The organism is Siminovitchia fordii DSM 16014 = CIP 108821 (assembly GCF_000374565.1).
Lineage (GTDB): Bacteria > Bacillota > Bacilli > Bacillales > Bacillaceae_C > Siminovitchia > Siminovitchia fordii.
In genome coordinates this window covers 49,754-63,349 of sequence record NZ_KB894693.1, presented here as the reverse complement: position 1 = coordinate 63,349, position 13,596 = coordinate 49,754, and the positions used below count along the sequence as shown (strand labels likewise).

General features: G+C 41.9%; 18 protein-coding genes. 15 read left to right on the top strand and 3 right to left on the bottom strand.

Translation table 11 applies throughout. The annotated features are described in order from the left end of the window. Positions 1–141 precede the first annotated feature (141 nt). The 7 genes from C509_RS0113040 (at position 142) to C509_RS0113010 (ending at position 6,606) form a co-directional block, all read left to right on the top strand. The gene (locus tag C509_RS0113040) at positions 142–1,158 is read left to right on the top strand and encodes a PTS sugar transporter subunit IIC (protein WP_018707383.1); all 1,017 of its coding nucleotides are present in this window, start codon (positions 142–144) and stop codon (positions 1,156–1,158) included. Position 1,159: 1 nt separating this feature from the next. Beyond that, positions 1,160–1,477 carry a thioredoxin family protein gene (locus C509_RS0113035; RefSeq protein WP_018707382.1) on the top strand — a complete coding sequence of 106 codons (318 nt, stop codon included), beginning with the start codon at positions 1,160–1,162 and terminating at the stop codon, positions 1,475–1,477. 249 nt (positions 1,478–1,726) lie between these two features. Beyond that, positions 1,727–2,542, top strand: a complete 816-nt coding sequence (locus C509_RS0113030) for a DUF1444 domain-containing protein (protein WP_018707381.1) — start codon at positions 1,727–1,729, stop codon at positions 2,540–2,542. 5 nt (positions 2,543–2,547) lie between these two features. After that, positions 2,548–3,165, top strand: coding sequence for a YtpR family tRNA-binding protein (ytpR, locus tag C509_RS0113025; protein WP_018707380.1), 618 nt, complete (start codon positions 2,548–2,550; stop codon positions 3,163–3,165). 113 nt (positions 3,166–3,278) lie between these two features. Beyond that, positions 3,279–4,730: a SulP family inorganic anion transporter gene (locus C509_RS0113020; protein WP_018707379.1), complete on the top strand. Its 1,452-nt coding sequence runs from the start codon at positions 3,279–3,281 to the stop codon at positions 4,728–4,730. Positions 4,731–4,762: 32 nt separating this feature from the next. After that, on the top strand, positions 4,763–5,182 hold the full coding sequence (locus tag C509_RS0113015; protein WP_018707378.1) for a universal stress protein: 420 nt from the start codon (positions 4,763–4,765) through the stop codon (positions 5,180–5,182). A 128-nt stretch (positions 5,183–5,310) separates the two neighbouring features. Beyond that, positions 5,311–6,606 (top strand): arsenic transporter, encoded by a 1,296-nt coding sequence (locus C509_RS0113010; RefSeq protein ID WP_018707377.1) that lies wholly within the window; start codon positions 5,311–5,313, stop codon positions 6,604–6,606. A gap of 137 nt (positions 6,607–6,743) precedes the next feature. On the opposite strand, the gene C509_RS0113005 is transcribed toward C509_RS0113010, so the two are convergent. After that, positions 6,744–7,928: a hypothetical protein gene (locus C509_RS0113005; protein ID WP_018707376.1), complete on the bottom strand. Its 1,185-nt coding sequence runs from the start codon at positions 7,926–7,928 to the stop codon at positions 6,744–6,746. A 162-nt stretch (positions 7,929–8,090) separates the two neighbouring features. Between C509_RS0113005 and sigY the strand changes: the two genes are divergently transcribed. The 6 genes from sigY to C509_RS0112975 are packed head-to-tail and all read left to right on the top strand — an operon-like array spanning position 8,091 to position 11,031. Next, entirely contained in the window at positions 8,091–8,624 is a 534-nt protein-coding gene (sigY, locus tag C509_RS0113000) for an RNA polymerase sigma factor SigY (RefSeq protein WP_018707375.1), read from the top strand. Continuing rightward, entirely contained in the window at positions 8,621–8,956 is a 336-nt protein-coding gene (locus tag C509_RS0112995; RefSeq protein ID WP_018707374.1) for a YxlC family protein, read from the top strand. Before sigY ends, C509_RS0112995 begins: the two co-directional genes overlap by 4 nt. Then, positions 8,943–9,146 carry a hypothetical protein gene (locus C509_RS0112990; RefSeq protein ID WP_018707373.1) on the top strand — a complete coding sequence of 68 codons (204 nt, stop codon included), beginning with the start codon at positions 8,943–8,945 and terminating at the stop codon, positions 9,144–9,146. Before C509_RS0112995 ends, C509_RS0112990 begins: the two co-directional genes overlap by 14 nt. Before the next feature lie 16 nt (positions 9,147–9,162). After that, complete coding sequence (locus C509_RS0112985; protein WP_018707372.1) at positions 9,163–9,354, top strand: PLD nuclease N-terminal domain-containing protein; 192 nt, start codon at positions 9,163–9,165, stop codon at positions 9,352–9,354. Between the two features lie 13 nt (positions 9,355–9,367). Next, entirely contained in the window at positions 9,368–10,258 is an 891-nt protein-coding gene (locus tag C509_RS0112980) for an ABC transporter ATP-binding protein (RefSeq protein ID WP_018707371.1), read from the top strand. Further along, the gene (locus tag C509_RS0112975) at positions 10,255–11,031 is read left to right on the top strand and encodes an ABC transporter permease (protein ID WP_018707370.1); all 777 of its coding nucleotides are present in this window, start codon (positions 10,255–10,257) and stop codon (positions 11,029–11,031) included. The genes C509_RS0112980 and C509_RS0112975 overlap by 4 nt, the downstream gene beginning before the upstream one ends. Before the next feature lie 76 nt (positions 11,032–11,107). On the opposite strand, the gene C509_RS0112970 is transcribed toward C509_RS0112975, so the two are convergent. Continuing rightward, a complete protein-coding gene (locus C509_RS0112970) occupies positions 11,108–11,512 on the bottom strand; it encodes a DUF3021 domain-containing protein (RefSeq protein ID WP_018707369.1) in 405 nt (134 codons plus the stop codon). A gap of 6 nt (positions 11,513–11,518) precedes the next feature. After that, on the bottom strand, positions 11,519–11,965 hold the full coding sequence (locus C509_RS0112965; RefSeq protein WP_169509210.1) for a LytTR family DNA-binding domain-containing protein: 447 nt from the start codon (positions 11,963–11,965) through the stop codon (positions 11,519–11,521). A gap of 122 nt (positions 11,966–12,087) precedes the next feature. On the opposite strand from C509_RS0112965, the gene C509_RS0112960 reads away from it, so the two are divergent. Next, the gene (locus C509_RS0112960) at positions 12,088–13,050 is read left to right on the top strand and encodes a 2-hydroxyacid dehydrogenase (RefSeq protein ID WP_018707367.1); all 963 of its coding nucleotides are present in this window, start codon (positions 12,088–12,090) and stop codon (positions 13,048–13,050) included. Between the two features lie 70 nt (positions 13,051–13,120). Continuing rightward, on the top strand, positions 13,121–13,387 hold the full coding sequence (locus tag C509_RS0112955) for a YciI family protein (protein WP_018707366.1): 267 nt from the start codon (positions 13,121–13,123) through the stop codon (positions 13,385–13,387). Positions 13,388–13,596: the final 209 nt, after the last annotated feature.

Here is a 13,596-nt window from a genome sequence, read left to right as displayed (position 1 = left end):
TCCTATCCATATCAATGGGTAATTCCTTTTTGCCTGTATTTTTTAACTTTGTATCACCCAATATATAAAAAAGAGATAGACAAAACATACAGTTGTCTTTACACTAGTTAAGGATATGGAAAATATATTGGGGGATATGGAATGAAAAAGTTTTTAGAGCGCAAAGGGGTTCAATTTACTGCCAAAGCATATTTTATAGATGCTTTAAGTTATATGGCACTTGGATTATTTTCATCATTGATTATTGGGTTGATCATAAAAACAGCGGGACAGCAGCTAAATTGGCCATTCTTTGTAGAGATGGGCGAAATGGCAATGGGGCTGATGGGACCGGCAATAGGTGCAGCGATTGCTTTTGGGCTTGGCGCGCCTCCTCTCGTTATCTTTGCAGCCGTGGCAACAGGGGCGGCGGGAGCAGCTTTTGGCGGTCCTGCCGGAAGTTATGTGGCTGCTTTGGTTTCTACTGAAATAGGAAAAATGGTCAGCAAAGAAACGAAAGTCGATATTATTGTGACACCATTTGTGACCATTTGTATAGGTTTTGCCGTGGCAAAGTTTGTTGGCGCGCCCATATCGAAATTCATGACAGTATTTGGAAGCTGGATCATGTGGGCGACCGATCAACGCCCGATCGTCATGGGAATTGTCGTGGCAACATTGATGGGGCTTGCACTGACGGCCCCCATTTCAAGTGCGGCTATTGCCATGATGCTTGATTTGAATGGACTTGCTGCAGGTGTTGCCACCATCGGCTGCAGCGCGCAGATGATCGGTTTTGCAGTTGCAAGCTACAGGGAAAACAAAGTCGGCGGTTTGCTTGCCATAGGACTTGGAACTTCGATGTTGCAAGTCCCCAATATTATCCGTTACCCGCTCATACTGATACCTCCCACTGTTGCAGGAATGATACTGGCTCCTTTTGGTGCAACTGTATGGAGAATGTCCAGTAACGCAGCGGGCGCCGGTATGGGAACCAGTGGATTTGTGGGGCAAATCATGACCTTTACAACGATGGGTTTTTCGGCCAGTGTACTGATCCAAGTCATTGTACTCCATTTTATCGGGCCTGCTGTGATAAGCTTAATCATATCGGAATATATGAGAAAGCGCGGCTGGATCAAGCCGGGCCAAATGCTCATCAATACTGGAGGTAAATGATATGGAGAAATTACAATCAAAAGAACAGTTTGAACAAATGAAGAATGAAGAACGGACGATCTTTATGTTTTCTGCGGACTGGTGCCCGGATTGCAGGTTTCTTGACCCTGTCCTTCCACGATTGGAAGCAGATTATCCCGAATACAATTTCATATATGTTGACCGGGATAAATATCTGGAGCTATGCCAGGAGTTAAATATTTTCGGTATTCCAAGCTTTATCGCTTATCATGAAGGTGAAGAGGCAGGACGATTCGTGAGTAAAGACCGTAAGACATTGGAAGAGATTGAGGACTTTATCAATGGTCTGTCTAATTAATATGAAAAGATGAAAGAATGGAGAAATGCGTCTCCATTCTTTTTTTGGGCGGATATGGTAGAAATAATGCCGTACACTAATTTATGTAACACTGTGAAGGCGTATATTTTTATTGAGAATTGGTGTAATACGAAGACAGCTTAAAATAGTAAGAGGCATCTCGCGGATACGGAACATGCCTCTTTCTTTTGGCAATTGGAGTTTTCGTGTATTATGTAATGTAGCCCATATTGCCAAGGAGGGTTAATCATGAAAATGAATGAACGGAAAATGAGCAAAGAGCTGGAAAGTCGGCTTCAAAAAGAAGGCCGAACTTTTACATATGACCGTGAAAAGGAAAGTCTCCGTATTGAGAATGAAAGAACAGGTAAGGGAATCGACATTGCGTTGCCTGGTATTGTCGCCAAGTGGCATGAACATAAAGAAAAGGCTATTGATGAAGTGGTTTATTATGTAGAAGAGGCATTGGATGTCATGGGTAAAGAGCAGACAGTTGCAGGAAGTGAGAAAAAAATTTATCCTGTGATCCGCTCCACTTCATTTCCTGTGGAATCTGAAAATGGAAATAAATTTTTGACAGATGAACATACAGCCGAAACAAGGATCTTTTATGCGCTTGATCTCGGAAAGACATACAGGTTGATCGATGAACAACTCATTGAAAAGGAAGGACTCGATCCGAAGGAAATCCGGGAAATCGCCCGGTTTAACGTGCGCTCGCTTTCCACTGCAATGAAAAAAGATACGGTTGCGGACAATGACTTTTATTTTTTAAATACAAATGATGGGTACGATGCAAGCCGTATTTTAAATGAAAAGTTTCTGGAGGACAAAGCCGGGCAGATCAAGGGAGACATGGCTGTAGCTGTTCCGCATCAAGATGTATTGATTATAGCGGATATCCGGAACAAGACCGGTTATGATATATTGGCACAAATGACCATGAGTTTTTTCACAAAAGGTCTCGTACCAATTACTGCACTTTCTTTTATTTATGAAGAAGGAAAGCTTGAACCAGTCTTTATTTTAGGGAAAAACCAACGAATGGAAGATGGGAAGGAGTAAGGGGAATGAATGTTTTTTACAATCGTGGTGGCGTAGGTGATACGTTAATTATTGTAATGAACGAATTTGATGATAAGAATCGTACATTCGAAAGAAAAGGGGACGCTGTCAGGATATTTGATAAAAAATCAAATGTTACAGGAGGCTTCAACCTTTTTAATGCTTCGAATTATGTGGATGTGGCCGCAAAAGGGCAGGTTGAACTGAGTGAAAAGCTGGTTGAAAAGATTAATGAGGCTCTCACTAAAAACGGGTTTGTTGAACGGGTTAAAGCGGATCTGTCACCCAAGTTTGTTGTAGGGTATGTTAAGGAAAAAGAAAAACATCCGAACGCAGACAAGCTTAGCATATGCAAGGTGGATGTAGGTACTGAGGAACTCCAAATCGTCTGTGGGGCACCTAATGTGGAGGCCGGACAAAAAGTAGTTGTGGCGAAGGTGGGAGCTGTTATGCCAAGCGGAATGATCATCAAGGATGCGGAACTGAGAGGTATAGCATCAAGTGGAATGATCTGTTCGGCAAAAGAGCTTGGGCTGCCGAATGCTCCTGAGAAAAAAGGGATTCTTGTTTTGGAAGGTCAAAAATATGAAGAAGGACAAGCTTTTCCTCTTAAGATGGCATAAATCCTTTTGTTGTAAAGGTAATGACAAGTATTGTTGAATATGTTAATATGTTTTTCGTCGTGACCATGATGAGAGTTCATGGTCAATTTTTTATTTTGAAGAGAGATGATAGATTGAGGGTTTTATCATTAAAAGAGCAATGGTTCGGCAATGTAAGAGGTGATATTCTATCCGGTATTGTAGTTGCCCTTGCATTGATCCCGGAGGCTATAGCCTTTTCAATCATTGCGGGGGTTGATCCGATGGTAGGATTATATGCTTCTTTTACGATGGCAGTTGTTATCGCTTTTGCCGGAGGGCGTCCTGCCATGATATCGGCAGCAACAGGAGCAATGGCATTGGTGGTTGTCTCCTTGGTCGCTGACCATGGTTTGAAATATCTGCTGGCAGCTACCATTTTAACAGGGATTATCCAATTCCTCTTTGGGCTTTGCAAATTGGCAAGGTTTATGAAGTTTGTTCCCCGGCCCGTAATGATTGGGTTTGTCAATGCCTTGGCTATACTTATTTTTATGGCACAGCTTGAGCAATTTACAGGAGCCAAGTGGCCTATGTATGCAATGGTTGCCGGAGCGCTCGCTATTATTTATCTGTTTCCTAGGGTAACCAGAGTCGTTCCATCCCCGTTGGTAGCCATTATCATAATCACGGTGATCGCCATCACTACAAAAAGTGATGTCCGTACGGTTGGAGACATGGGCCATTTAACTGCGGCGTTGCCTACATTTTTAATTCCGGATGTCCCTTTTAATTTTGAAACTTTGAAAATTATTTTCCCGTATTCTATTTCCCTTGCTGTTGTCGGTTTGCTGGAATCGCTGCTGACTGCATCTATTTTGGATGATATGACCAATACTGCAAGCGACAAGAATATGGAAATGAGAGGACAAGGAATTGCAAACTTTGTAACAGGTTTTTTTGGTGGGATGGCAGGATGCGCCATGATCGGACAGTCTGTCATTAATGTGAAGTCCGGTGGAAGGGGAAGACTGTCAGCATTCGTGGCAGGGGCGTTTTTAATGTTCCTCATCCTTGTTCTTGGTGACATTGTTGTTCAAATTCCAATGGCTGCATTGGTCGGCGTCATGATGATGGTATCAATCGGAACGTTTGATTGGGGCTCTTTTAAATACTTGAGAAAAGCGCCTATCACGGATTCTATTGTCATGGTAGTGACAGTAGCCGTTGTTGTGGCAACCGGCGATCTTTCAAAAGGTGTTTTTTCCGGTGTCATCTTAAGTGCGATTTTCTTCGTTTCCAAAATCTCTAAAGTAAAAGTGAAAATGTTCGAAGAAGGCCGCAGGCGTGTTTATCATGTGAGCGGGCAGATATTTTTTGCCTCTGTTGATGACCTGACTTCAGCTTTCGAAGTTCCCGAAGGAGTAAAAGAAGTGGACATTGACTTCAGCAGATCACATGTATGGGATGATTCAGGAGTTGCGGCCATAGACAAAATCATATTAAAATTGAAAGAAAATGGAATAACTGTCAGTCTGTTGGGGCTGAATCAGTCCAGTTCCAAACTATATAATCGGTTGGCTGTGCATGGTAAAGCCGAAATATAGGAATTTCTTTAAGAGAAGGCAGGGATACAGAAATGTATAAAAGATTATTAGTAGCAGCCGACGGATCGGAAAACTCAATCCGTGCGGCGAAAGAGGCGGCAAAACTTGCAAGATTGGCTGAGGGCACCGTAGTTGAAATTATTTATGTTGTGGACTATTCCAAATCCAAAAGCGAGGTTTTACAAAGCCGGGACGGCGCAGTGCTGGAAGCGGATCGCCGTAAACAATTGGTCCCGGTTGAGGATGTATTTGTCAAGGAAGACATCCCTTATAAATTAACGATGCTCCATGGTGATCCGGGGCCTGCTATTGTGGAATACGCCAATAAAAGTACATGTGATATGGTGATAGTAGGAAGCAGGGGCTTGAATGCTCTTCAGGAAATGGTCCTTGGCAGCGTAAGTCATAAAGTGGCTAAAAGGGTTGAAAGTCCGGTTCTGATAGTAAAATAGAGAAGGTTGAAAAAGCTGATTTTCTGATTCGGAAAATCAGCTTTTTGCTGGGAACTCTCTGATTATTACAACTTTTTCTTGAGAAACGCTATAATAAAAGCATCTTTTGAATGGAGCGTGGCCCGTCAATGTCTGTGTTTTTAGCTGTATCCATTTTTATTATCACGTTAATATTTGTCATCTGGCAGCCAAAAGGGCTGTCCATCGGCTGGTCAGCCTGTATGGGGGCAATCCTGGCACTTCTTGCCGGAGTTGTCTCGCTGCGTGACGTTGCAGATGTAACCGGCATTGTTTGGAATGCCACACTTACGTTCGTTGCTCTGATCATTATCAGCCTGATTTTGGATGAGCTTGGATTTTTTGAGTGGGCTGCTCTGCATATGGCCCGGTTCGCCCAGGGAAACGGAGTGAAAATGTTTGTCCTTGTCGCCCTTTTGGGGGCAATAGTATCTGCATTGTTTGCCAATGACGGTGCAGCTTTAATTTTAACGCCGATCGTCCTTGCGATGGTCAGAGCCTTGGACTTTCAGGATAAAATGATTCTTCCATTTATTATGGCTTCGGGCTTCATAGCCGATACTACTTCGCTTCCTTTTATCATAAGCAATCTTACGAATATTATTTCAGCCGATTTTTTCGGTATCGGTTTTGCCGAATACGCCACTCGCATGGTTGTGCCCAATATATGTAGCCTGGCAGCCAGTATTCTGGTACTGTACATATATTTTCGGAAAAACATTCCATCTGTGTATAATATGAATCGGCTAAAAAGGCCTTCGGAAGCGATCCGGGATGTTCGGCTGTTTCGCATTTCATGGGGAGTACTGGCCATATTACTCATTGGCTATTTTGGCAGCGAAATGACTCATATTCCTGTTTCTTTCATCGCGGGGGCGGTGGCTATCCTGTTTTTAATCATTGCCAAAGGTAGTCCAGTGATTCAGACGAAAGCTGTCCTCAAAGGAGCACCATGGGCCATTGTGTTTTTTTCAATCGGAATGTATGTAGTCGTTTACGGTCTAAAAAATGTAGGATTGACCAATCTATTGGCGAAAATGATACAGGTTACAGCGGATCAAGGGTTATTTTCAGCTACGGTAGGAACTGGCTTTATAGCGGCCATTTTATCTTCCATCATGAACAATTTACCTACTGTCATGATTGATGCGCTGGCAATAGATGAGACAAATACAAATGGAATTGTGAGAGAGGCGCTCATTTACGCAAACGTCATCGGGACAGATCTGGGGCCAAAAATCACCCCGATCGGCTCATTGGCCACATTGTTATGGCTGCATGTGTTGAAGGGGAAGGGAGTACATATTTCTTGGGGGTATTACTTTAAAGTTGGTATCATCTTAACTGTTCCGACGCTTCTGATTACATTGGCCGGTCTGTATATATGGCTCATTTTAATTTATTAAGTAACCATTAAACATGCCGTGGGAACACGGCATGCCTTTTATTCTACTTGATAATATAACTTAATTCTTTGTTTATGCTGCCGTTCTCTAAACATCGTTTCTTAAACGTACACTATTTTAAAAGTTTTATAGCTTCATTACGAATCGTCTTTTCCTTTATTTTTCATCCTCCCGCTTTTTTCTTTTTCCTTTATCTCCTCATATCGGCTGTACTGTCTATAACTGTACGTGCTTCTTCGGACTCTTTCAGGATTTTCAAGTCCTGCTCCGATTGCACCAGCAAATGTGGCAACAGAGGTGACGAGCCAAGCGAGTTTTAAATAATTCAGCGGTCCTACAGCTTTATCAGCCTCAGCTTGGTAAAGGTCCGGAGGAACAAAGACAGAGACTGCGATAAGAAAGAGTAAAAATAACACAATATAATATATAACGACCGACGTACCTAATGTAAGGACTGTCGTTGAGTTATACATCCACCTGAGCTGATTTTTATTTTCATTGCTTTTTTTCTCCCATAAGTCATGGGCAAATATAATCCAAATAACCATCCCGAGAACAGCAGTTGCCGTGAGACCGATGAACCGATAGATTTCATAAGAAATGCTGAGCTTCCAAAGTGTCGGGAATATAAGGCCATATGCTCCGGTGGCAAAAGCGATGGCTACAACATTTTTAAAGGAAGGCAATATGGTCCACGGACGATTGGCAATGGTCATCCCAAATAAAATCCTTGCCAATCCATTTAGTTTTGGCACGATGATAAAACGGACTGTTGTTTCACCCGACTTATTTGACGATTCTATTCTTCGAACAGCGGAGAATCGGAAAGGCTTCTCCAATTTATTAAAAAAACTTTTCTGTTTTTTGTGATCACGCGGCCCTATTCCTTTTTGTTCCAAATCATTTCTTTCATACTCTTCCGTTTGCCTGAAATATAATTCCTTTATCATATGAAGCATGATGATTTCAACCCGGTTTGGCGTCGGTCTCCAACCGAAAGCAGGCAATGATATTTGAGCTGTGCATGCAGTAATATTCGCATCGGCAAGTACGATGCTTTTTCCGTTATATATCGGCAGATCTGTCAGGGATATGGCAAAGTCCCAGCCGTTCCTTTTTTTCAGATGTTCAGCAGCTTCTAAAACTTCCGCAACCTTTTCAGTTGCCCCAGTGAGCAGATCAAGTTCAACTTCTACCTGCCATTCAAACTTGCCCTCTGCAATATAATTGGAAAGGTCGTGCTTAAATTTCTTTTTTATGATGTTGGCAATCGTATATGGGAGTTCTGGTGAAGAAACAATACCGACCGTTTTTACTTCCATAAAAACCTCCAGGTAAGTTATTTCTCCATGATACTTACCCTGTAAAAAAATGGGCAAACAATGTTGAAAAGGATCATGTAAAAAACATTTAAATTTAAATGAACGGTTTCTGCTAAACTTACGTCATATCATCGAAGGCAAAGAAAGGGGGCTTGGCGTTGGTTGGAAAGAGAAGTGGAAAAGGATCTTATCAGGGAAGCGAGAAAGGGAAAAGATGAAGCATTTACGCATCTTTTTCAAGAAAATTATATGTTTTTATATAAATATTTAATCAAGCTGAGTCTCCGTCCGGATGTTACAGAAGATCTGATACAGGAAACAATGATCAAGGCATACACTCATTTGCATAGCTTTAAAGAGGAATCAAAATTCTCGACTTGGCTGATTGCCATAGCTTCAAGATTGTATTTAGATCAGCAACGAAAAGAAAAGAGACAAAGGCGGATTGTTGAAAAAGCAAGGAATGAAGCGATTCGAAAAATGAAATGGCAGCTTTCCCTGAAGGGAGAGGATTGGACGGGAGATCTGGAACTGTTTTCGGGACTTGATCCGGAATTGAAAGCTCCAATCCTGCTTAGGCATTATTACGGATATTCTTATGCCGAAATTTCCAAGATGCTGAATATTAAAGAAGGGACTGCCAAGTCCCGGGTGCATACCGGGCTAAGCAAAATACGAAAGGAGTGGTCTGATTGAAGGAAGGCAATGAAAAAGATTGGATAGATCGTTTAATGCATGATATGAAAAAGCTGGAGGATGCACATCAAGCTGAAGCCCCGCGGCAATACGAGCTGATGCATACTTTGACTCAGTTCAAAAGACAGCGTAAAAAGGCGTGGATGCGTGAACTGGCCATCTTTATTTTTACAGCCTTGATCATCTTGGCCACGTACTTCGTTGTCTCATTAAGGGTTCCAGTGGTTTTTTTATGGGTGCAGATAATGGCTTTTATTGCCATTCCAATTATTTATACTGCAGAAAAAAAACGCCGCAGGAGCTTGAGTGAGGTGTTGGATGATGGATTCTGAACAGCTTTTTGCACTTGTGTTGGTATCTCCCATTATGTTGACACAAAGTATCCTTCTTTTTATAGATGCCAAGAAAAAAGGGGCATACGCTTGGTTTTGGGGGGTATGGGGATTGATCCAGTTCCCATTTCCGTCTATATTTTATTATTTTATTGTGATCAGGCCGTACAGGAAAAAAATGAATCATTAGGTTTGGAGGGATTGTTATGCCAATTTCATGGGAATTAGTTGCTCCCATTATCGTATTAGATCTTATATTGGTGATTACGGCTCTTATCAGTTGCCTTAAGGAACAGAATACAAACGGCCCCAAATGGGTGTGGGTCCTTATTATCCTCTTTATCAATTTGATCGGACCGGTTCTTTATTTTATCATCGGCCGGAAAAAACAAGGTTAGGAGAAGACATTACATGTTACTGACAGTAGAAAAGTTAACAAAAAAGTTTGGAGTTCATACGGCGGTAGAGCAGTTAGACCTAAACATAAAAGGTAATGAATGTGTTGCCTTGCTGGGACCGAACGGAGCGGGGAAAACCACTACATTGCAGATGCTCGCAGGGTTATTGACTCCGACTTCCGGGAATATTCGGTTTGGGGGCAAGGAAAATATCGACCGGAGGTTTATTGGATACTTGCCGCAATACCCCGCTTTTTTTTCATGGATGAGTGCGAAAGAATACCTGGAGTTTTCAGGAAGGCTTTCTCAGATCCCCAAAAAACAATTAAAGGAAAAAATCGAAGAAATGCTCTCATTTGCAGGGTTAGAAGATGCAAAGAACAAAAAGATAGGGGGTTTTTCCGGAGGGATGAAGCAACGGCTCGGTTTGGCGCAGGCAATGATTCATGAACCAAAATTATTGATTTTGGATGAACCGGTTTCTGCCCTGGACCCTTCCGGCAGAAGGGATGTACTGGAAATAATGAATGAACTGAAAAAGAGGATGGCCATATTATTTTCAACTCATGTGCTGCATGATGCTGAGCAGGTTTGTGATGAGATCATCATGTTAAAAGGCGGGAGAATGAAGTGGAGCGGTAATCTTGTTGATCTAAGGAACATCCGGGGAGAAAATCGTGTAATTTTGGAGACAAAGGAAGAAATGGGAGAATGGCTAAGATCAAAAGACTATATTGCGGAATGTTCTTTTTCTTCACCATGCTTGGTTGAACTCAGACTTAGGAATTCGGATGATCGGAACCATTTGCTAAGAGATTGTATGGCAAAAGGTTTCACGATCACTCAATTTGCTGAAAATGGACGTACATTGGAAGATGCTTATCTGGAGTTGATGGAACAATGAGAACTTTTACAACCCTTTTTAAAAAAGAATGGCTGGAGGCTTGGCGTGACAAGAAGCTTATTTGGCTCCCTGTCGTTTTGTCCTTATTAGCTGTTTCCCAGCCAATCAGTACGTACTTCATGCCTGAGATTTTGGAAATGGCCGGCAATCTTCCGGACGGTGCCGTCATCGAATTTCCCGTTCCATCCGGTGAGGAAGTCTTAGCGGGAACTTTATCGCAATTCGGGATGATCGGGACAGCCATTTTTGTTTTGAGTGCAATGGGTGTCATATCAAATGAGCGCAACAGCGATTCACTCTCGCTGGTTATGGCGAGACCTGTTGAACCTTTTGAATATATTTTCAGTAAATGGGTGGCTCAGGCATTGATTTTTCTGCTTTCGTTTGCCTTAAGTTATGGTCTGGCCTATTATTATACGAACCTCTTATTCAATCAGGTGGAATTTAAAAGGTTCATCTCCAGTTTGGGAGTTTACAGTCTTTGGATTTTATTGACCCTATCTATTACTCTTTTCCTCGGGACATTGATGAAGAAAAACGGAGGAATCGCCGGGCTGAGTATCATGACAGTCGCCACCTTGTCAATTCTCGGTACGCTTTTTCCGAAATATATGGGATGGAGTCCTGCCAATGCCCTAAATCAAGCGGGCAGCGTACTGCTGACTGGCAAGTGGGAAGAATCTATTGGGGTGATGATGTTTGTAAGCTTAGCTTTGATATTTGGTTTGGTGCTGCTGTCCATTTTCTCCTTTAAAAAATACGAAAGCTATTGAACGTCGGAGCAGTCGGATGCCTGGGACATACCGGCTGCTCAATCTCTTTTAAAACGCTCTTCAAAAATTCCGGTCACTATTTAATCCCTTTATTCAACTCGTCGGCCAATCTCCTTTGGAAAAAATAGAATGAAAGCCAAATGAGCACATAAATAACGATATAGATTCCGAACATAAGGAGCATGTTTTCAAGGGAATGAAACCAACCTAAAGAGTATCCGAATATTCCATAGCCAGCCACAAAACCAAAGAATTGAATACTTGATTTAGTAAACAGTGACAATTGGTTGCTTTCATGTACCAGGGAAACGATTCCGCACAAAGCTCCATAAGCCATGCTTCCAATGACCTGGGTTCTTAATAACGCCATATCCATTTGGGTCCAACCGTAAGAACCGGCAAATAAAATGAAGATCAGCAGAGAAATATTTGCTATACCGAAACCGATTAAGATATTTCTGATTGCTTTCAAGACCAGCATAATGATTCACTCCTTAAAAAGTGATTTTTTTAATTCCTTTGCATATTTCCGAGAAACGATCTCTTTTTCACCGTTTTTGAAGACAACGACTAAGCTCCCTCCGAAAGTGGCTTCAAAATATTCCATCCAAGTTATATTTGCGAGACAATATTTAGAAATTCTTATGAAATCATGATGATTGTACTGTTCTTCGAATTGCTTCAAAGTTTCTTTATAACGGTATTTCTCCTTGCCTTTGAATGCAAAGCATTTATTATCTTCTGAAAAAACATGGGAAACTTCCTTTGGCTCCATTAAATATATCCGCTCCTCCCTTTGTAGGGGGATGAACTCGTTCGCATCATCTTCGTTTATGATGGATAATATTTTTTCCACTTTTGTATTCATTTCTTTGATAGATATCACGATTTCATCTTCTTCGACGCCGGGATCGATATTCAAATGAACCTTCACTGCATCAGCTCCTTTCTCCATGAGTATAGTTTCTTGTGAGCTTGCTGAAAAGGAAATTTGCGTCAAGTGGTCGAAATAATACTGTAAGATGATAAAAAGGAATATGGAGAGGAGAAAGACTTTTGAAAGAAACAATATATATAACGCGAAAGCTTCCCTCCAGTACAGTAAAAAAACTGGAGGAAAACTTTAATGTTATCATGTGGGAGCAAGAAGAAGAGGCAGTTCCGAGACAAGTATTGCTTGAACGGGTAAGCGATGCCCACGGATTGCTTTGTATGTTGACCGAAACGATAGATGAAGAGGTGATGGATGCTGCTCCGAATCTAAAAGTGATAAGCAACATGGCGGTTGGCTATAATAATGTCGATGTGGAGACAGCTTCTAAAAAAGGGATTATTGTTACAAATACACCAGGGGTTTTGACGGAAACAACGGCTGATCTGACATTTGCTTTAATGATGGCGACAGCAAGAAGGCTGGTTGAGGCATCCGATTATCTCCGTAAAGGCAAATGGGAAACATGGTCTCCGCTGCAATTGACAGGCATGGATATCCATGGAGCGACGCTTGGAATCGTCGGTTTTGGCCGAATTGGACAGGCGGTTGCAAAACGAGCAGCCGGATTCGGAATGAATATTCTTTATTATAACCGATCGCGAAAGCCTTCTGCAGAAGGAGAAACCGGCGCCCGATTTGCAGAACTAAATGAGGTGTTAAAAGAATCGGATTTTATAAGCATTTTACTGCCGTACAGCGAAAAGGTCCATCATCTGATCTCTGCCAAAGAGCTGGCGCTTATGAAAAAGACTGCTATTTTGATCAATACAGCCCGAGGAGGAATTGTGGATGAATCCGCCCTATATATTGCATTGAAAAATGAAACCATATGGGCTGCGGGATTAGATGTATTTGAAAAAGAACCTATGGATCTCAGCCATCCATTGTTGACACTCCCCAATGTTGTCACCTTGCCGCATATTGGGAGCGCCAGCATAGCGACTAGAATGAAAATGGCGGAATTGGCCGTAGATAATTTACATAATGTTCTTGTTGGTTCCGGTGATGTAAAAAGAGTGAACTAACAGCCGGCTGTTAACAAGGCTTGTGGGCATGATATAATACGTCAATAAAAGTAAAGTTGGAGGGAGAAGAATGAACTATTATGCTGTTTTTTTACCAATGAAGGATGAAGAAAAAAGCCAGCAGCACCGGCCGGCACATTTGGAATTCCTGGCAAGGATGAAAAAAGAAAAGAAAGTGGCAATGTTTGGCCGTTTTACTGACGGAGCAGGCGGCCTTGTCATTTATCAAGGTGAAAATCTTGAACAAGTTGAGTCATGGGTAAAGCAAGATCCCTATGTTGTAAATGATGCTAGAACTTATGAAATACATGAATGGGACATGGTCTCCGACGCATAATGCAACGAATGAAAAATGCCGAAATTTCATTGTGAAATTTCGGCATTTTAGGTAATTACTTCCAGTGCCCAGTGACTGGGGAAACCCTACTCACCTTTCCTCGAAAACTTCCGCTTTCCCTGTGTAGACTTTTTCAAGGAAGTTAAAGCAGAGGGATTTCAATAAGTTAACGAGTGCTATCGGAGCAAGTTAAAGAAGGCAAACTACCC